This window comes from Pseudomonas sp. GM55, assembly GCF_000282395.1.
GTDB lineage: Bacteria > Pseudomonadota > Gammaproteobacteria > Pseudomonadales > Pseudomonadaceae > Aquipseudomonas > Aquipseudomonas fluorescens_CC.
The window spans coordinates 14,483-33,974 of record NZ_AKJJ01000135.1; the positions used below are offsets into that span (position 1 = coordinate 14,483).

A 19,492-nucleotide genomic window follows, 5' to 3' on the forward strand; every position below is an offset into this window, starting at 1 on the left:
CATGAGTGTCTCGAACAAGGAACAGGGTCATTACAAAGAAGCGCTACTGCCCAGCGCACGGGATATCGATGCATTGGTGCGCGCCGAGCATATCGATCCTTTCGCCATTCTCGGCCCCCATGGTGATGGCGTCGGCGGGCAGTTCATTCGCGCTTATCTGCCGGGCGCCCTGAGTGTGGAAGTGCTGGCCAGAGATTCGGGCGAGGAGCTTGGAAAGCTTGAGGCCACAGAGACGCCGGGGTTGTTTGTCGGGCATTTCGGCCCAGTGCAAGGGTACCTGCTGCGCACCCGTTGGGCCGGCGGCGAGCAAACGGCCGAAGACCCTTACAGCTTCGGCCCGTTGCTGGGCGAAATGGACTTGTACCTGTTTGCCGAAGGCAATCACCGTGACCTCAGCGCGTGCCTGGGCGCACAACTGAAGACCGTGGACGGCGTCGACGGCGTGCGTTTCGCCGTGTGGGCGCCGAATGCCCGGCGAGTGTCGGTGGTCGGAGATTTCAACGTCTGGGACGGGCGCCGGCATCCGATGCGCCTGCGTCATCCCACCGGTGTCTGGGAGTTGTTCATCCCGCGCCTGCAAGCGGGCGACGCCTACAAATACGAGATTCTCGGCGCCCACGGCATTCTGCCGTTGAAGGCCGATCCCATGGCGCTGGCCACCAGCCTGCCACCGGACACTGCCTCGAAAGTCGCTTCACCCTTGAAGGTCGACTGGCAGGATCAGGACTGGATGATGGGTCGAGGCGACCGCCAGCGGGTGACGGCGCCATTGTCGATCTACGAGTTGCACGCCGGTTCGTGGCAATGTGAACTGGACGATCTGGGCGAAGTGTCTCGCCAGTACACCTGGCCCGAACTGACCGAGCGGCTGATTCCCTATGTAAAAGACCTCGGTTTCACCCACATCGAACTGATGCCGATCATGGAGCACCCGTTTGGCGGCTCGTGGGGTTATCAGTTGCTGTCGCAATTCGCGCCGAGTGCGCGATATGGCACGCCGGACGAGTTCGCCGCGTTCGTCAACGCCTGCCATGTGGCCGGGCTCGGAGTGATCCTCGACTGGGTGCCGGCGCATTTCCCCACTGATACCCACGGCCTGGCCCAGTTCGACGGCACGGCGCTGTACGAGTATGGCAACCCGCAGGAGGGCTTCCATCAGGATTGGGACACGCTGATCTACAACCTGGGCCGCACCGAAGTGCACGGTTACATGCTGGCGTCGGCGCTGCACTGGCTCAAGCATTTCCATGTCGACGGCCTGCGGGTCGACGCGGTGGCCTCGATGCTGTACCGCGACTACTCGCGCAAGGCTGGCGAGTGGGTGCCGAACCGCCACGGCGGCCGGGAGAACCTGGAAGCCATCGACTTCCTGCGCCACCTCAACGACGTGGTGGCCCTGGAAGCGCCCGGTGCACTGATCATCGCCGAGGAATCCACGGCATGGCCGGGCGTCAGCCAGGGCACGCAACAGGGCGGCCTGGGCTTTGCCTACAAATGGAACATGGGCTGGATGCACGATTCGCTGCACTACATTCAGCAAGACCCGGTCTACCGTGCCCATCATCACAACGAGCTGAGTTTCGGCCTGGTGTACGCCTGGTCCGAGCGTTTCATCCTGCCGATTTCCCACGACGAAGTGGTGCACGGCAAACACTCGCTGATCGACAAGATGCCCGGTGACCGCTGGCAGAAATTCGCCAACCTGCGGGCCTACCTGAGCTTCATGTGGGCACATCCGGGCAAGAAGCTGCTGTTCATGGGCTGCGAATTCGGTCAGTGGCGCGAGTGGAACCACGACCAGCAACTGGACTGGTACCTGTTGCAATACTCCGAGCACAAGGGCGTGCAGAAACTGGTGGCCGACCTCAATCACCTGTACCGCGAAGAGCCGGCGCTGCATGAGCAGGACGATGTGCCGCAGGGTTTCCAGTGGCTGATTGGCGATGATGCGATCAACAGCGTCTATGCGTGGTTGCGCTGGAGCAAGGACGGCAAGCCGCTGTTGGTGGTGGCCAACTTCACCCCGGTGCCACGCGAGGCTTATCGCGTCGGGGTGCCGTTTGCCGGGCAGTGGAACGAGGTGCTCAACAGCGATTCGTCGATCTATGCCGGCTCCAATTACGGTAACAGCGGCGGGGCGGTCGCCGAGGACGCACCCAGTCATGGCCAGGCGTTGTCGTTGGTGTTGAATCTGCCGCCGTTGGCGGTGTTGATGTTAAGGCCGCAGGGCTGATCCGAAGTTAGCGGTGCTGCCTTTCGTGAGCAGGTCGGGTCGCCGCACCTGCTCGCTAAGGGGCCAACCTGACCAACACGCCTTCACCAACGCATCCGCACACCCAGGCTGCCAATCAACCCATTCAAGTCGTTGTCATCCACATCGCTGCTGTAATCGGCGCTGACGTAAAAACTCACGGTCGGCGTGACTCTGGCGACCAGGCCCAGACCCAGTTCGACGGTCGAGGAATTGCGGCTGCTGCTGATCTTGTCCACCTGATCGAGGGTCACGCTGTTGCCGGTGTACACCGTGTGCCACAAGTTGGTCCGCACGTAAGGTTCGACCGGCAGGCCGTTGATGTCGTAACTGCCTTTCAAGTGCGCACCGACCCGGCCACTCCACGAAGTCAGGTCAGTAGAAGATGAGTTGCCGGATCCGGCATACGGGGTGTCCAGGGTGATGCGCTGATTGATCAACTGTGCCTGGGGTTCTATCACCCAGTTTTCGCCAAGGCCGATGGGAATGCCACCTTCCACCGACAACGTTACCGCGCTGCCCTCGGTGGCTCTTCGGGTCCCCTGCTCGTTGCGGCTGAAGCCGCTGACCCGGCCACCGCTGGCGGTCAGGTCGACGTGCCAGCCTTGTGGTCCGGTCAGGCTCCAGTAGGCGCCGAGGCTTTGCCCCTGGAGGTTGAGCGTGTCGCTATTGGGGGCGGACATGACCGGGGTGATCTGCGCGCCCTTGTTGTTGAGCTGGAACTGGCGCGTGCCGCCGACCAGGCCGACACGTTGCGTATGGCCGCTGGCGCTTTGCAGGGTGAGGATCGCCGGGCCTTTGAATTCGTGGGTTCCGGGAACGGCCAGCCCCTGGGAAAGGAAGTCGGTTTGTGCCTGGCGAGAGGGTTGGCCGTAAAGTTGCTCCCAGACCGTGGGCGCGGCGTCTTCGGTGGTCAGGTTCGAACTTCGCAGATCGGGATGAGCGCTGAACTGACCGGGGTACGTTACTGCAAGGGTAGACAGACCGAGCGTCGGGATGTCCTGGCGATACCACGGCGTTGTTTCTTGTTCGTCAGGGGCGGCTTGTATTTCCAGGGAGGAACACAACAGGAGTGAACTCGACACGGTGCAAAAAGTGACTTTGATCTCTTGTGGGGTGAGTGAAATTCTCATGGCGGTCTACCTTGCAGTCGCATGCGGTATCTCGCTCTGGCGTCTCTCCTACCCCGAATGAGGGACGACCGAATGGAGTAGGGCTCGCCACGGGCTACCCGTTTTTACGGGTGCCTGAGGCTGGTCCTGATGGTAATTCCGGGGGGTAGTAACTGAGTCAAGAAGACCGGAACGATCACGTCAAGAAGACGGCCGATAAGTGGTAAAGGTTTAAGTGCCTGATTTATGACGTGTCTCCAAGTTCTTGTTTGTTCGACGGTTCGTCAAAAAAAACCTCGGGACAGAGTGGTTTTCGGCCCTCACCACTTCACCCGGACTCCCACGTTACCGAATGTTCCCCGTTGCTGGGTGCTGTCGATGTTGCTGCTGTAGTCGACGCCGGCATACACACTGACGGATGTCGCGACGCTCAGCACCATCCCGATACCGAGGTCGGCGGACGAGGTTCGTTGTTGGGTTTCGACCTGATCGACATGATCAAAGGTGACCGTGTCGGTACCGGTGAAGGAGTGCCAGATATTGGCCCGCAGATAGGGTTCCAGCGGCCGACCGCCGACTTCGTAGCGACCTTTGAGGCGAGCGCCGACGCGGCCGGTCCAGGCGCTGTCGGAATCGAACGAGACATGGGAGAGGCCGTCGTCCTGACTGTCGAGTCTGACCTTCTGGTAAATCGCCTGGGCCTGGGGTTCGATCACCCAGTTCGCGGCCAGCGCGATCGGGTATCCGACCTCTGCCGATAACGTCGTGACGTGACCATCATTGTCGATCTTCAGACCGCTTTGCGAATGGTTGTCACCGTTGAGCCAGGTGTACATGGCCACGGTATCGAGATAGGCGCCGGCAGGATCGGTCAGGGTCCAGTAAACGCCAAGACTGTCGCCTTGCAATTCCACCTTGCCGGAGCGTTTGCCTTCGAAGCCCTCGTTGAAACCGTCGACATCACCTTGCAGGCGGCTGTGACCGATAAAGAAACCACTGCGCTGGGTTTGTCCACTCGTCAGCTGCGAACTGAACAGGTCATGGCCGACCTGGAAGCCATTGAGCGAGCCGTCCAGTCTTGGCGTGACGGTGCCGGCCCAGGTCTGCTCGAGGTTCTTGCCATAGACTCGGCCCCAACCAGCGCCCAAGGCCCCGGTTTCTGTCAGCAGGCGCTGGTCGCCCTGGCGATCATGGAATGTGCCCAACGCCGTCAGGCTCAATTGTGCTGCGGCTGGCGGCACCACCGACCAAGTGGGAACGGCCTCGCGGTACAGTGGGATCGGTGCCGCGCCCGGGACAGCGGCGGGTAACACCGGGGCTTCGACTGTTACAACCCCTTCAACCCCGGGAACTCCGGGAACCCCCGGAACCCCGGGAACTCCGGAAACCGTAACAACCGGGGCGGCCACCGGTACTGCCACCAAAGGCACCAGCGTCGGCGGCAAGGCGGGATCAGGGTTGGCGACAGCGACCAATGGCGGTGCCACAACCGAGGAGCGCAAGTACCAACTGTTTTCGCTGCCAGGTGTGATACCGCCTTTGAACAGGCGGTAGTCGAAGGCACCGACCGATACCGGGGCTTTGAGGGCGAACGCGGTGTTGTCGCTGACAGCCGTGCCCTGGGCCTGAACCAACTGGATGCCGTTCTGCTGCGTCAGCGCGCCCGCGCCACCGATGTTGCTGACCGTAATCAGGGTACTGCCGGTCAGCGTCCCGTTGTTCACGATCAGTTTGTCACTGGGGGAGCTGTCATCGCCCACTGTGCTTTGCAAAAGCAACTGACCGCCGTTACCCGCGTAATTACCCTCAACAGTCAGGGTGTCATTGGTGCGCGAGTTACCATTGGTGAGATCGATGACCCCGCCGTTGTTCAAGGTTGCGAGCCGGCCTGTGGTCAATGGCGTGATGCTGCCCTGCACCGAAGTCAATGTGCTGCTGCCGTCGATATTGAATACTCCCGTGCCGCTGGTGCTGTCTCCCAGTTGAAAGTTGCCATCCAGATCGAAGCGCGAGCCATTACCCAGATTGACGGTTTCCCAATTGATGTAGCGGCTGGCGCCCGATGAGGTGGTGTGATCGAGGGTCAGCAGATCATTGCCGATACCACCATCGATGCTCGGGGTCAGCGCGAGGGTGCTTTCGGTCAGATTGCGCAAGGTGGCGCGGTCGTCGCCCGCTTGCAGGAGGATTGGCGAGCGGATGATCCCGCCGCCGTCCCAGAGCAAAGTGTCATCGCCGTTGCCGGTGCGGATCTCGCCAACGATTTCCCCGCCCGTGACCGTGATGCTGTCATTGCCGTTGCTGACACTGATATTGCCACCGATACGGCCGCCGGAAACGATGATGGTGTCGGTGCCTAAACCCGTCACCAGATTGCCGAGGATCTGCCCGGCGGACATCTCGAAAATATTGTTATCGAGTTTCATGTCGACACGGCCAATGGTGCCGCCGGTCATTCTGGCGACGTCGCCATCCTCGAAGGCGCCGACGATGGTGCCGGCGGTCATCAGGAAGGTGTCGCGGCCGTCCCCTTGGGCCAGGGACTGAAGGGAGCCGCCCGACATGACGAAGTGATCGATGCCATTGCCCTGGCTGACCGCCCCGGTGACCTGTCCGGCGCTGATCGTAAAACTGTCCGCCCCGTCGCCCAGATCCACAGCGCCGGCCACGATGCCGGAAGCCATGTTCACCGTGTCGGCGCCGGCGCCGAAGGTCACGTTGCCGTTGATCCTGCCGCTGCCATTGGCGGGGAAGGTCAGGGTGTTATTGCCCGATAAATCGCTCAGCGGGCCGCTGGTGGCGCTGTCGCAGACAAAGTTGTCGTTGCCGGCGGTGGGGATGAGTGTGCAGGCGGCGTAGACGGGTTGGGACCAGTTCGTACACAACCATATCGAGAACAGGCAGACGCCATGACGGTACTTGGACAGATCTGTCGAAAACTCCATGTTGCCTCCGCGATGGGATCAACTTCCGTTCCCTGGGCCATCATGAGTGGCCAGGAAACTGACGTATTCGGCAGCGCGAATTGCAAGGCAGCTTCGGGACAATCAACGACCCGCGAATACCTTCAGCAACCAAGACGCTACGCGTGTGGCGCAAGCCCCCACAGGCATCTGTCAGGGCATCACCAACGTAGCAGTCACTGATGCACCATGGCTACTGTCAGAAATAACAGGTGGGGGACGATTTCTCGGCATTCGTACTGAATGGGCGCGATTCAGAGATGCACTTCCACCGCCAACGGCAAATGGTCTGAAAGGTGCGTCCACGGCTTGTGCCCGAGTATTTTCGGCTCATGACTGCTGGCATTGCGCAGGTAGACGCGATCGAGGCGCAACAAGGGAAACCGCGCGGGGTAGGTTTTGGCCGGACGACCAAGGTGGCGTTCGAACGCTTCGTGCAAGTCGTCGCGGCGGACCAGAGCGGCATTGCCTTGCATCTGCCAGTCGTTGAAGTCACCGGCAATGATGACCGGCGCCTGTTCAGGCAGGGACTCAAGGAGCTGACAGAGCAACTGCAATTGCAGTTGGCGATGGCTTTCCAGCAGGCTGAGGTGGACGCAGATGGCATGGACTTCGCTGTGCCCTGGTACGTCCAGCACGCAGTGCAGCAAGCCGCGACGTTCCGGGCCGGTGATGGAAACATCCAGGTTTCGGTACTCGCGGATCGGGTACTTCGACAGCAGGGCGTTGCCATGATGACCGTCTGGGTAGACGGCGTTGCGCCCATAAGCGAAGTCGCTCCACATGCTGTCGGCAAGGAATTCATATTGCGAGGTTTGCGGCCAATCGTTGTAGCGGGAGGAGTGGCGGTCGTGCTCGCCGACGACCTCTTGCAGAAACACCAGGTCTGCCGACGTACTGCGCACCGCTTCACGCAGCTCGGGGAGGATGAAACGCCGGTTGAGTGCGGTAAATCCCTTGTGGGTGTTGACCGTCAGTACGCGAAGCCGATGAATCGCCGCAGGCGTGTTCAATGGCATTGATTCGGTTACCTGCGGTTTTGAATGACTGGCCACATGCACTCCTCTGATTCAGGGCTGCTTATGTATGCGACTGATGCGACAGCAGGCAGTTCAGTCTGATGGGCTGTACTTTCAAACCAACACAATTTCATAAGGCAAACGGATGCGCTCCAGCAGCGTCCGGGGCAGCAACGGTGCAAGGCCAATGGCCGGTTCGCCGTCGAGTTGGCTGGCGTAGGCGTGGATGGCGTGGCTCTTGCGGGCGACGGTCCAAGTGTCGAGGCGCACCTTGCGTGCACGATGCCAGGGGATCAGTTCCCGGTCCCGTGCCGGCCAGTGCCAGGCCCAGAGCGGTATGTCGTTATAGGTTGCCCCTGCACTGGCCGCTGCCCTGGCGCTGGCGCGGCCAACAGTGTCGTGGTCGGCGTTGCCGTCCTCGCGCCAGGTGCTGAACACCACATCACCGGGGCGCAGGTAACGCGTGATGAATCGGGTGATCTGTTCTTCGTGTTCGACCAGGGCGTTGTCGGTAAACCCGCCGCGTATCCACTTCAGGCTGTGCATCGGCAACCCCAGTCGGCGTATGGCTTCGACGCTTTCCTGGGGGCGGAATACGCTGAGGCGTTTCTCCGACCACTGCACAGAGCCCGGATGGCTGGCGCTGCCGTCGGTGATCGAGATCAATTGCAGTGGGTGGCCCAGGTTGCTGAGCAATTGCAGCAGGCCGCCGCAGGTCACGACCTCATCGCCAGGGTGCGGAGCAATGAGCACCGCGCGTGCGCCAGTGGGTACCAGGGATTGGGTGCTGATGACCGGAATGCTGTCCAGTTGCGGGGCACTGTTCCAGATCTGCGATGGCAGGCTGGCTTCACTGACGGAAACGGATTTCATGGGCATTACGTCCTTGTTCTGCTTCGCCTTCAGTCGTGCGCGATCCAGGCCCGGCAGACCCGTGAGGGCTCGTTGATAACAATGTGCGACAAGCCAAACCCTGGATTGCCGCGAATCGAGTATTGCTCATGTAACGCTATTCGTCGCATCGCGAACCTGACCAATATGATTTTTCCGCTCTACGGCAGTGGCGCCGTGAATTCCTGAACCTTGTCGTTACTCTTGCTCCTCATGCTGCAACTCGAACAGCAGCAACGAGCGGCCGGTGACCGAGTACTCGTGGCCAAACTCGAAGCGCTCCTGGCCGCGGATCGACGGCTGGTTGGTGTCGATCATGCACGTCCAGAAACCACCGTCGGGTACTTCCGGTAGCCGGAAGTTGACGATGTCGTGATGCGCGTTGACCACCAGCATCAACGTCGCGTCGGCGCCTTTGCGGCGAATGCCGGTTTCCTGGGCGCGGCCATCGAGCAGCATGCCCAGGCATCGATTGTGCGCGTCGTGCCAATGCTCGGTGGTCATTTGCGTACCGTCGGGCGCCAGCCAGGTCACGTCCTTGACGCCGATGTCCTCGTTGTAATTACCCACCAGAAAACGCCCACGGCGCAGGATCGGGTACGTCAGGCGCAACTTGATCAGGCGTTTGACGAACTTGAGCAGGGTCTTGCCGTCTTCGCTGAGATCCCAGTTGACCCAGCCGATCTCGCTGTCCTGGCAGTACGCATTGTTGTTGCCGTCCTGGGTGCGGGCGAACTCGTCGCCGGCCACCAGCATCGGCGTGCCCTGGGCCAGCAGCAGGGTGGCGAAGAAATTGCGCATCTGCCGATGACGCAGCGCGTTGATCTCGGGGTCGTCGGTAGGGCCTTCGACGCCGTGGTTCCAGGACAGGTTGTTGTTGCTGCCGTCCTGATTGTTTTCGTCGTTGGCTTCGTTGTGCTTGTCGTTGTACGACACCAGGTCATGGAGGGTGAAGCCGTCATGGGCGGTGACGAAGTTCACCGATGAGTAAGGTCGGCGGCCACGTTGATTGAACATCTCGCCCGAAGCGGTCAGGCGGCTGGCAAAGTCCGCCAGTTGCCCGTCGTCGCCTTTCCAGAAGGCGCGCACGGTGTCGCGGAATTTGTCGTTCCACTCGACCCAGCCCGGTGGGAAATTGCCGACCTGATAACCGCCGGGGCCACAGTCCCACGGCTCGGCGATCAGTTTGACCTGACGCAATACCGGATCCTGGCGGCAGGCCACCAGGAAACTGTGGCGCTCATCGAAACCGTCGTGATAGCGCCCCAGAATGGTCGCCAGGTCGAAGCGGAAACCGTCCACATGCATTTCCGAAGCCCAGTAGCGCAGGGAGTCGGTGACCATTTGCAGCACGCACGGGTGGCTCAGATCCAGGGTGTTGCCGGTGCCGGAATCGTTGATATAGAAGCGCTTGTCATCGGGCTTGAGGCGGTAGTAGGACGCATTGTCGATGCCGCGCATGGACAGGGTCGGGCCTTGTTCGTTGCCCTCGGCGGTGTGGTTGTAGACCACGTCGAGGATCACCTCCAGATTGGCTTCGTGCAGGTGCGCGACCATTTCCTTGAATTCGGCAATCTTGCCACTGGCCAGGTAACGCGGGTCGGGGGCGAAGAACGCAATGCTGTTGTAGCCCCAATAATTGGTCATGCCCTTGTGCAACAAATGCTGGTCGTTGACGAACGCGTGGATCGGCAGCAACTCCACGGACGACACGCCGAGCTTGCGGATGTGCTCCATCACGTCATCGACCATCAACCCGGCAAACGTACCGCGCACGTTTTCGGGAACCGAGGGATGACGCATGGTGAAGCCGCGCACATGGGTTTCGTAAATGATCGTCTTGTCCCACGGCACGCTGACGCGGTGGTCGTGGCCCCAGGTGTGCGCGGGGTCGATGACCTTGCATTTGGGCACGAAGGGCGCGCTGTCCCGTTCATCGAAACTGAGGTCGGCGTCGGGGTGGCCAATGGTGTAGCCGAACAGCGCTTCGGACCATTTCAGCTTGCCGACCAGTTGTTTGGCGTAGGGGTCGATCAGCAGTTTGTTGGGGTTGAAACGATGGCCGTTGGCCGGGTCGTACGGACCGTAGACGCGGTAGCCATAAATCAGCCCCGGATGAGCGTCGGGCAAGTAGCCGTGATAGATCTCGTCGGTGTATTCGGGCAGTTCGATGCGTTCGAGTTCCACCTCGCCGGTGTCGTCGAACAGACACAGTTCAACCCGGGTGGCGTGGGCGGAAAACAGGGCGAAGTTGACTCCCAGTCCGTCCCAGGTGGCACCCAGCGGGAAGGGCAGCCCTTCGCGGATTCGTGTCGCTTCGGCACGAAGGGCTGGTGCGGCGGCTTTCTTCGGACTGGTCATAGGTATTCCTGTAAACGGGGGCTACCTGTAGGAGCGAGCTTGCTCGCGAAAACGGTGTGTCAGGCAACATCAATATTGGATGTGATGGCCTCTTCGCGAGCAAGCTCGCTCCTACAGGTGTTTTTTCGGGCGAACGCGTCCACGGTGGTGGACAGGTGTGCCACCCGGTCAATCAGGGCAAACGCCGTGCGGGTCAAACCGCCGGCGGTTTTCGCACCGCCCGGGGCTTTTTCTCGATGGCCTTTTCTCCTGGCGGGATCACCTTTGAAGCCGCCGCCGGTTTGGCTTTGGTTTTCGGTGCGGTCTTGCCGTTGAGCGTCTTGTCGGGGCCAGGTTTTGCGTCGCCGGTTTTCTTCGGCGCTGCCTTGCTGGCGGCGGCCTTCGGAGACTTTTTCGGGGCCAGGGCTTCGGCTTCTGCCAGCTTGCACGCCATCTCCCAGTGGCGGGCTTCCTGACCTACGGGTTTTCCTTCGGACTCCCAGATCTGATAGGCGAATTCGCGGATGCGTTTTTCGTCGGTACTCATTGCAATGCTCCTTAACTGAACTCAAGTGTGGGTAGTTTGAATAATGAGATTGACCGGGAAATCCCCCAGCGCGGCGCTGACCAGCAGCTCCCTGTGTTTTGTGACTGTGATGCCGGAAAAAAGTCCCTTCAGATGTTCGTCAGGGAGGGTGAACGGCAACTTGACCCGGGTATCGCCCCACAGCGGCGCGTGGACCTGTGGTTCGGCACCGTTTTCCAGCAGTTCGGCACAACGGATCGGCACAATCACGATGACGCGTTTTCCCTCCCGTTCACGGACAAAACCCAGCACTCGATGGGCCTCGCTGCCCACCACTTCCAGGGCCTGGTAAGTGCCACGCCGAAACAGCTCGGCGTGCTCGGCACGCAGGCCCAGGGTGCGCGCAATCAAGGCCTGCTTGATGCGCCCGTCACGCCAGTTCGTCAGCAGGTCAAGTGGATCAACCGAAGGCTGCATTGCCTGCTGGCGACGGGTGTAATCCACCGGTCGACGGTTGTCCGGATCGACCAGGCTGAAGTCCCAGAAATCGTTGCCCTGATAAAGGTCCGGCACGCCGGGCACTGTCATGCGCAGCAAGGTTTGCGCCAAACCGTTGAGCGCCCCGGGGATGGCAATCGATCGCGCGGCCTTGGCAATGGCCGCACGCAACAGTTCACCTTCGGGGCTGAGCAGCAAGCGCTGGATGAAGTCCTCGGTCGCTTGCTCGTAAGCGTCATTGGGCGCGCTCCAGCCGCTTTGCAGTTTGGCTTCGCGCAAGGCCTTGCGTTGCCACTGCCAGAGGCGTTTTGCGTAGGCCTCGAGCGCCAGCGGATTATCGATATCGAGGTCCAGCGGCCAACTGCCAAGGATCGCTTGATACAGGATCAATTCATCGCCCGCCGACGGCGCTTGATCGTCATTGCGCAATGGCCGGGCGAGGGTGCGCCACAGGCCGATCTGCCCGGCGTACCAGTGGCTGCGTTCGCTCAACACCGCCAGCCGCGCGCGTGAATCTTCGCCACGCTTGTGATCGTGGGTGGCGCTGGCCAGCAGATTGTCCGGGAAGGTGTCGAGACGCTCGATGCAGGCCTGATGGAAGTCGGCAACCGGCGCACTCAACTGCTCGGTGTTGAACCCCACGTCATTGCGCGAGAGCAGGACTGCCGAACGATAGAACGCGGTGTCTTCCACTGCTTTCGCCGCGGCCGGCGAGGTCAGTTGCTGGAAGCGTACGCAGGCGTGCTTGAGGCGTTTGCGCTGGCGACCGGCCGGGCGTCGCCGCCAGGGTTCACCGCCGAGCCAGCCGGCCAGGCAGTCGAGCACCGGCCAGTCTGCCTCGCCCAGGGATTGACGGGCGCCGTCCATGGCCTGCTGGAAAAACACCTCGTCCCGGGCTGACCGGCCGAGGGGGCTGATGTAGGTGCGGTATACCGGGAAATGCACGATCAGCGCCTGCAACGCCCGGCGAATAGCGCCGAGGGTCAGGTCGCGGGTCATGAGATTGTCCCGGGCCACTTGCAGCAGGGCCTGGGCGACGCTTTCGAAATCCCCGGCCAGGGAACTGCTGAGGATTTGCTGGCGGGCCAGCTGTGCTTCCCGAGAGAAATCGGCGGGCCGCTCGCTGTGACGATGCCAGAGTTCGGCCAGTGTCTGCGCGCCCCGTGGATCATGTTGCAGCAGTGACAACTGGTTCATGAATTCGTAGCCGGTGGTGCCATCCACCGACCAGTCGCGAGGCAGGGTTTCGCCTTCGCCGAGGATCTTTTCGACATGGATGGGCAGGTGACGGCCCGGGGACAGACTGTCGACTCGACGACGCAGCTTTCGGCAGTAGCCCCGCGGGTCGGCAAGGCCGTCGATGTGGTCGATGCGCAATCCGTCGATCAGCCCTTCAGCCACCAGTTGGAAGATCTTCGCGTGGGTGGCTTCGAACACGGCTGGACGCTCGACGCGCAGTCCGCCGAGTTCATTGATATCAAAGAAGCGCCGCCAGTTGATGTCATCGGCCGCAGTGCGCCAGCTGGCAAGGCGATAGCTTTGGCGTTCCAGCAGGCTGTGCAGGCGCTGAAAGCCTTCGCCGGTCACTGAGTCGTAGTTCTTAAGGTGTTGCTCGATGGCTTGAGCAATGGCCGGATCGCTGACCAGATCGCGCAATTCTGCTTTCAGCGCGATGGCCAGGCTGTGGGCGTCGCTCTGGTAGCTCAGGGTGCTGAAGCGATCGGCCAGGGATTTGAGTTGTTCGACCTGTTGCGTATCGAGCGACGCATCGGTCTTGAGCAGTTCGCCGTAATCGCAGGGGCAAACGGGAAAGCGGTGTTCGTAGTGCTCGACATGGAAGGTGCCGTGCCAGGCATCGAATCGCAAGGGCAGGGTGCCGTCCTGCAGCGCGACGCCGTAATCGCTGCCCAGAAACGGCAGGAGCAACTGGCCTTCCATCAGCGGATCGGGGGAGTGCCACTGGATATCGAAAAACTCGCCGTAGGGGCTCAGGCGTCCCCACTCCAGCAAATCCAGCCACCAGGGATTATCACTGCCGCCGACCGCCATGTGGTTGGAGACGATGTCGAGGATCAACCCCATGTTCTGCTCGTGCAAGGCACTGACCAGGCTGCGCAGCGCCACCTCGCCGCCCAGTTCCGGGTTGACCCGGGTCGGGTCCACCACGTCATAGCCATGCATTGACCCGGCACGGGCGCGCAACAGCGGGGAGGCGTAGACATGGCTGATGCCGAGGCAGGCGAAATAGGGCACCAGTGGCACTGCATCTTCAAGCGTAAAGCCTTTATGAAATTGCAGGCGCAATGTGGCGCGCAGCGGTCGGGTCGGCACTTGAGTCATCGATCACGCTCGGCCGCCTGAAGTCGCGCACAGGCGAGCAGTTCCAGGCGCCGCGCAGCATCCGCCCCATCGAGCAAGACTTCGCTGTAGCCGGGCAAGCGCCGCGACCAGTTCGGGTGCGTGTCGATGGTGCCCGGCAAGTTGGCCTGTTGTTCGACGCCAAGGGCATCTTCCAGCGGCAGCAATACCAACGGCGCCCGGGTGTGGCCGAGAAAGCGCACGCTGGCATCGAGCACCTGGTCGGTTTCGTGGGACTCTTCGCGAAAGTTCTGCGGATCCTGGCTCAACGCCCGGCGCAGGCCCTCACGCTCGCGCTCGCGGTGCTGGCGCCATTCGATTTCACCGCTGGTATCGACCATGCCGAGTCGGGCGTTCCAGTCGATGTCCCGGCCATGCCACCAGCCGTTGAGGGTGGGCAGGTCATGGGTGCTGGTGGTCGCCAGGGCGTTGTCCGGCCAGTCGAGGATTGGCTTGAAGTGAGTGTTGTCCTGCTCGAACAGCAATACCCGCATGCCGAGCATCGAGCGGGCGATGAGTTTTTCCCGCAGGCCGTCCGGCACGGTGCCGAGGTCTTCGCCGAGGACAATGGCCTGGTGACGATGGGATTCGAGGGTCAACAAACGCAGCAGGTCGTCCACCGGGTAGTACAGGTACGCGCCGTCGGCCGGTGGCGAGCCGTTGGGGATCACCCACAAGCGCTGCAGCCCCATGACGTGATCGATACGCAAGCCACCGCAATGGGCGAAATTGGCCCGCAGCATTTCGATGAAGGCACGGAAACCATTGCGTACCAGGCCTTCAGGGGAGAACGCGGAAATTCCCCAGCCCTGGCCACTGCGGTTGAGAATGTCCGGTGGCGCACCGACGGTCAGGGCGGCGAGCAGTTCGTCCTGACGGCTCCAGGCCTGACTGCCGCCGCCATCGGCACCGACGGCCAGATCGGCGATCAGGCCGATACTCATGCCACTGGCGCGGGCGGCGGCTTGCGCACGCTCCAGGCAGCGAGCGATCAGCCACTGACAGAAAGCAAAGAAGCCGATGCGCCCGGCATTTTCTTCGGCAAATGCCGCCACTTCGGCGCTGCGCGGATTGCGCCAGGGTTCGGGCCACTGCCGCCAGTCGAGGTGTTCACCGCGGGCGGCGCGAGCCTCCTGGATGGCTTCGAAGCGACAGTGGTTTTCCAGCGCTTCGCCGGCAGCGTGACGAAAGCTGCTGAAATCTTCGTGCAACGGGTGTTCACCCTGGACGAAGCCTTCATACAGTGCCTGCAACAATCGATGCTTGGCTTCAGCAGCGGCCGGCCAGTCAATCAGAGGCCGTTCTTCCAGCGCTTTGAGTTCAATGGCCAGCCCGGTTGCATCGATGGCGGTACGCAGTGCGTGTTCGCCGAGAATGGTGCCGGGGGCGCAGTAAAGGCTGTTGAGAAACAAACGGCTGGACGGCGAATACGGACTGTAGCGGTGGGTATCACTGGAAAACATCGCATGCAACGGGCTGATCGCCAGTGCCTCGGCGCCACGTTCACCGGCGACCCGGGCGAGGTCCTCCAGCGCCTGGGTGTCGCCAAACCCGCCATCGCCGGGGCGGCGCAATCCATACAGTTGCACGCTCAGGCCCCAGGCACGGGGGATCGGGTTATCCACGGCATCGGCCACGCTGTAGCAACGGGCCGGGGCCACCGCCAGGGTGAAGGTTTGTCCGTCGATGCTGACCTGTTGATAGCCGACCGGTACCAACCCCGGCAGCACCGATTTTGCGTCCAGCTTCAGGTTGAGCCGCGAACCGTCTTCGAGGTGTATTTCGCAAGGGGTTTGAGGCTCGAAGTAACGCGCCAGGTCCAGGCCGCCCCCCTCATCGGCAGTCATCAATGGCGGCAAGCGGTGTGTTTGTTGTACCGCCTGCAACTCCAGCAGGCTGGCGTCGATTTCCTGGGCACTGCCAGCCGGGTGGCCCAGGCCGGTCAGCACGTTGCGCAACACTGAAGGCGCGACTTTTTGCGGGCGGCCGTTGGCATCGATCCAGTCGACCGCGAGGCCGGCACGGCTGGCCAGAATTTCCAGTTGCGCATCACTCATGGACGCTCTCCATACGGGGTAGCAAAGGGGCTGTGGCGACGAGGCTGACGAGCGCGCAATAGGGAGCAAGGGTGCCCTGGTCCAGCAGGCCGGCGCTCTCTGGCGGGTATTCGAACAACCACATGGCACCGGTGTGTGTGGTGTGGTCTACGGGTTTGTCGCTGAGGTTCAGGTCTATGCGCAGTTGGCTGCCATCGCCCAGGCGCCAGGATGCACTCACCGCGCCTTCGCCCAGCACGTCGGTGCCAAGTGCCTGGGCGCCCGGCAGGCGCGGGATGATGAGTCGATGGCGGATCTGCAGCAGTCGGCCATACAGGTCGAGCATCTCTGAATGGCCGGTCGATGGCAGGACCGGGCGGGATGCTGCAAACGTCTGCGGATCATTCGGGTCCGGAATGTGTTCGCGTTGACGCGGGTCGGCAAACGCGCTGAACGCGGCGAACTCGTTACGTCGGCCCTCGCGGACCTGCTTTGCCAATTCGCCATGATGGCTGGTGAAAAACAGGAAGGGTTGTTCGACGGCGAACTCGTCACCCATGAACAGCAGCGGAATCATCGGCGACAACAGCAGCAACACCGTGGCAGCCCGCAGTGCTTGCGGGTGGGCGAGTTGATGCAGGCGTTCGCCGAAGGCGCGGTTGCCGATCTGGTCATGGTTCTGCAAGAACAGGATGAATGCGCCGGGCGGTAAATGCCCGCTGGGTTCACCGCGCGCCACACCATGGCGGTTGAGATCGCCCTGGAACACGAAACCCTGGCTCAGGCAGCGCGCCAGTTGTTCGGTGGGGTTTTGCGCGTAATCGGCGTAGTAGGCGTCGGTTTCGCCGGTCAGCAATACATGCAGGGCGTTGTGGCCGTCGTCATTCCATTGTGCGTCGTAACCCTGTTCCAGCAGGCTGGCCTGGTTGTGTTCGTTCTCGACCATCAGCCAGACATGCCGCGCCGGTCCCGTTTGCTGGCGCACCCGTTGCGCCAGTTCCTGGAGGAAATCCGGGTCTTCGATGGCGTGCACCGCGTCCAGGCGCAAACCGTCGAAACGGTATTCCAGCAGCCACATCAAGGCGTTTTCGATGAAAAAGTCCCGTACTTCGCGACGGCGCAAGTCGATGGCTGCGCCCCACGGCGTGTGTTTGTCCTGGCGAAAAAAGCCCTTGGCATAACGATGCAGGTAATTGCCGTCCGGGCCGAAGTGGTTGTAGACCACGTCGAGGATCACCGCCAGGCCGTGGCCATGGGCGGTGTCGATCAAGTGCTTGAGCTGCTCGGGGGAGCCGTATGAAGCCTGAGGCGCGTAGGGCAGGACGCCGTCATAACCCCAATTGCGCTCACCGGGAAACTGCGCGATGGGCATCAGTTCGATCGCGGTGACGCCCAGTTCGACCAGGCGTGCCAGATGCTGCTCGACGGCACTGAAGCCGCCGAGCGCACCGACATGCAGTTCGTAGATCACCGCTTCGTTCCATGGTCGTCCCGGCCAGGTACTGTGTTGCCACGCATAGGCCTGCGGATCGACCACCACGCTGTGCCGGTCGATATCGCCGGCCTGAGCGCGGGAGGCGGGGTCGGGCACCTCCAGCTCGCCATCGATGCTGTAGCGGTACCGCGTACCCGCCGGGCAGCGGGTGTTGCTCACGAACCAGCCGTCGGCCTGGGGCAGCAACGGCAAGGACTGTCCATTTTCCAGTTCGACACTGACATAAAACGCATCTGGCGCCCACAACGCGAATCGCGTGTGCTCTGCGTCCAGCATGATTGCGCCGTGGGGCCAGGTCTCAAGGGTCCGTAACGGCATCTTGCAAGCCTCTTACTGTTTGTTCGATTTCCCCAACGCTTTCGCCACAAGCTGTTCGTAAAGCTCGGCGTAGGGTTCGACCGCCTTGCACCAGTTGAACGGCGCCGCCATGGCCCGGCAGCGCATGGCGTGCAGCAGGTCGGGGAAGGCAAACACCTTGAACGCGCGGCTCAGGGCTTCCTGGTAGCTCTGCACCGTGGATTCATCGAACAGGAACCCGGTCACGCCGTTTTCGATGGTGTCGGCCAGGCCACCGGTATTGCGGGCCACCGGCAACGAGCCGAAGCGCTGGGCGTACATCTGGCTCAGGCCGCAGGGCTCGTAACGCGAAGGCATCAGCAGGAAGTCGCTGCCGGCGAACATGCGCCGGGCATCGGTTTCGTTAAAACCAATGCGCACGCCGATCTGCCCGGGGAAACGCAGGGCCAGTTCGCGCATCGACTGTTCTTCCTCCGGCTCGCCACGGCCGATGATTGCGATCTGGCCGCCGGAATTGACGATGTATTCGGAGACCGCTTCGGTCAGGTCCAGGCCTTTCTGGTAGACCAGGCGCGAAACCACGGCGAACAGCGGCCCTTCGGAGTCTTGCAGGCCGAACAGCTCGCGGACATGGGCGGCGTTCACCGCCTTGCCATCCCAGTCGCCGATGTTGAACGGGCAGAACAGGTGGGGATCAGTTGCCGCATCCCAGCTTTCATCGATGCCGTTGGGAATCCCGCTGAGCAGGCCTTGCTGGGTCTTGGCGGCGAGAAAGCCGTCGAGACCGCAGCCGAAATCCGGGGTGGTGATTTCCTGGGCGTAGGTCGCGCTGACGGTGGTGATGTGGCTCGAATAGGCCATGCCGGCCTTGAGGAACGACATCTTGCCGTAGAACTCCATGCCTTCCTGTTGCAGCGCGTGATGGGGAATGCCCAGTTCGGGGCACGAACCCAGGCTGGTCACGCCTTGATACGCCAGGTTGTGAATGGTGAACAGCGTCGGCGTGCGTTGCCCACGCCAGTGCATGTAGGCCGGGGCGAGGCCGGCGGGCCAGTCGTGGGCGTGCACCAGGTCCGGGCACCAGTGGATTTGTGCGAGGTTGGCGGCAATATCGGCCGCCGCCAAGCCCAGGCGGGCGAAACGGATATGGTTGTCCGGCCAGTCGCGGCCGTTGTTGGCGCCGTAGGGCGAACCTTCGCGCTCGTAGAGTTCGGGGCAGATCAACACGTAAATGACCAGACCATCGGGCATGTCCATGCGCCCGATCTTGCACGGTGGCAACGCAGCATGACCGCCAAGCTCACCGATGATATGAATGGGGTTCTCGCTGTGCAGCACCTGCGGGTAACCCGGGATCAACACCCGCACATCGTGCAGGTGGGCCATGGCCCGTGGCAGCGCTGCGGAAACGTCGCCCAGGCCACCGGTTTTCACCAGGTCGGCAATTTCCGAGGTAACGAACAACACTTTTTTTCGGTTCGGATTCTGGTTGGCTGCCGGGGTCAGCGTCCTGGTGCCAGGAACGCTGACGGGTTGGGTGTTTGCGGCAGTTACGGCGCTCGACTCGCCGACCTGATGAGCACGCTCTCCCTGTATTTCCAAAGCCGTACCGATCATATGAATCTCCCGTGTTGTTGATCTAATTCTTAGGTCTGGCAAACGGTGTTTCATGGCCAATTCCGCTGGCCGGGCGCAATCGCGCTACG

The 19,492-nt window shown here is 61.8% G+C and carries 11 protein-coding genes; 1 reads left to right on the plus strand and 10 read right to left on the minus strand.

Annotated features, from left to right (window positions below):
* The first annotated feature begins 1 nt into the window (after position 1).
* A complete protein-coding gene (glgB, locus tag PMI31_RS25620; RefSeq protein WP_008022344.1) occupies positions 2-2,233 on the plus strand; it encodes a 1,4-alpha-glucan branching protein GlgB in 2,232 nt (743 codons plus the stop codon).
* A gap of 83 nt (positions 2,234-2,316) precedes the next feature.
* On the opposite strand, the gene PMI31_RS25625 is transcribed toward glgB, so the two are convergent.
* The 10 genes from PMI31_RS25625 to glgA all read right to left on the minus strand — a co-directional run bounded on the left by PMI31_RS25625 (position 2,317) and on the right by glgA (position 19,403).
* On the minus strand, positions 2,317-3,384 hold the full coding sequence (locus PMI31_RS25625; RefSeq protein ID WP_008022345.1) for an autotransporter domain-containing protein: 1,068 nt from the start codon (positions 3,382-3,384) through the stop codon (positions 2,317-2,319).
* 299 nt (positions 3,385-3,683) lie between these two features.
* Complete coding sequence (locus PMI31_RS25630; RefSeq protein ID WP_008022348.1) at positions 3,684-6,308, minus strand: autotransporter family protein; 2,625 nt, start codon at positions 6,306-6,308, stop codon at positions 3,684-3,686.
* A gap of 272 nt (positions 6,309-6,580) precedes the next feature.
* Positions 6,581-7,345 carry an endonuclease/exonuclease/phosphatase family protein gene (locus tag PMI31_RS25635; protein ID WP_052037668.1) on the minus strand — a complete coding sequence of 255 codons (765 nt, stop codon included), beginning with the start codon at positions 7,343-7,345 and terminating at the stop codon, positions 6,581-6,583.
* Positions 7,346-7,459: 114 nt separating this feature from the next.
* Complete coding sequence (locus PMI31_RS25640) at positions 7,460-8,218, minus strand: PIG-L deacetylase family protein (protein ID WP_008022351.1); 759 nt, start codon at positions 8,216-8,218, stop codon at positions 7,460-7,462.
* A 216-nt stretch (positions 8,219-8,434) separates the two neighbouring features.
* Positions 8,435-10,597: a glycogen debranching protein GlgX gene (glgX, locus tag PMI31_RS25645; RefSeq protein ID WP_008022353.1), complete on the minus strand. Its 2,163-nt coding sequence runs from the start codon at positions 10,595-10,597 to the stop codon at positions 8,435-8,437.
* Between the two features lie 193 nt (positions 10,598-10,790).
* Positions 10,791-11,123, minus strand: coding sequence for a DUF2934 domain-containing protein (locus PMI31_RS25650; RefSeq protein WP_008022354.1), 333 nt, complete (start codon positions 11,121-11,123; stop codon positions 10,791-10,793).
* A 21-nt stretch (positions 11,124-11,144) separates the two neighbouring features.
* On the minus strand, positions 11,145-13,940 hold the full coding sequence (locus tag PMI31_RS25655) for a malto-oligosyltrehalose synthase (RefSeq protein WP_008022357.1): 2,796 nt from the start codon (positions 13,938-13,940) through the stop codon (positions 11,145-11,147).
* Positions 13,937-16,015, minus strand: coding sequence for a 4-alpha-glucanotransferase (malQ, locus tag PMI31_RS25660; RefSeq protein ID WP_008022358.1), 2,079 nt, complete (start codon positions 16,013-16,015; stop codon positions 13,937-13,939). The genes PMI31_RS25655 and malQ overlap by 4 nt, the downstream gene beginning before the upstream one ends.
* On the minus strand, positions 16,008-17,807 hold the full coding sequence (gene treZ, locus PMI31_RS25665; protein ID WP_008022361.1) for a malto-oligosyltrehalose trehalohydrolase: 1,800 nt from the start codon (positions 17,805-17,807) through the stop codon (positions 16,008-16,010). Before treZ ends, malQ begins: the two co-directional genes overlap by 8 nt.
* 12 nt (positions 17,808-17,819) lie before the next feature.
* Entirely contained in the window at positions 17,820-19,403 is a 1,584-nt protein-coding gene (gene glgA / locus PMI31_RS25670) for a glycogen synthase GlgA (RefSeq protein WP_008022363.1), read from the minus strand.
* Positions 19,404-19,492 lie beyond the last annotated feature (89 nt).

Bases quoted from the DNA above. Each gene is read 5' to 3' on its own strand.
- PMI31_RS25640 (WP_008022351.1), bottom strand. From the start codon at position 8,218: ATGAAATCCGTTTCCGTCAGTGAAGCCAGCCTGCCATCGCAGATCTGG.
- glgX (WP_008022353.1), bottom strand. From the start codon at position 10,597: ATGACCAGTCCGAAGAAAGCCGCCGCACCAGCCCTTCGTGCCGAAGCG.
- treZ (WP_008022361.1), bottom strand. From the start codon at position 17,807: ATGCCGTTACGGACCCTTGAGACCTGGCCCCACGGCGCAATCATGCTG.
- PMI31_RS25635 (WP_052037668.1), bottom strand. From the start codon at position 7,345: ATGCCATTGAACACGCCTGCGGCGATTCATCGGCTTCGCGTACTGACG.
- PMI31_RS25630 (WP_008022348.1), bottom strand. From the start codon at position 6,308: ATGGAGTTTTCGACAGATCTGTCCAAGTACCGTCATGGCGTCTGCCTG.
- PMI31_RS25625 (WP_008022345.1), bottom strand. From the start codon at position 3,384: ATGAGAATTTCACTCACCCCACAAGAGATCAAAGTCACTTTTTGCACC.
- glgB (WP_008022344.1), top strand. From the start codon at position 2: ATGAGTGTCTCGAACAAGGAACAGGGTCATTACAAAGAAGCGCTACTG.
- glgA (WP_008022363.1), bottom strand. From the start codon at position 19,403: ATGATCGGTACGGCTTTGGAAATACAGGGAGAGCGTGCTCATCAGGTC.
- PMI31_RS25650 (WP_008022354.1), bottom strand. From the start codon at position 11,123: ATGAGTACCGACGAAAAACGCATCCGCGAATTCGCCTATCAGATCTGG.
- malQ (WP_008022358.1), bottom strand. From the start codon at position 16,015: ATGAGTGATGCGCAACTGGAAATTCTGGCCAGCCGTGCCGGCCTCGCG.
- PMI31_RS25655 (WP_008022357.1), bottom strand. From the start codon at position 13,940: ATGACTCAAGTGCCGACCCGACCGCTGCGCGCCACATTGCGCCTGCAA.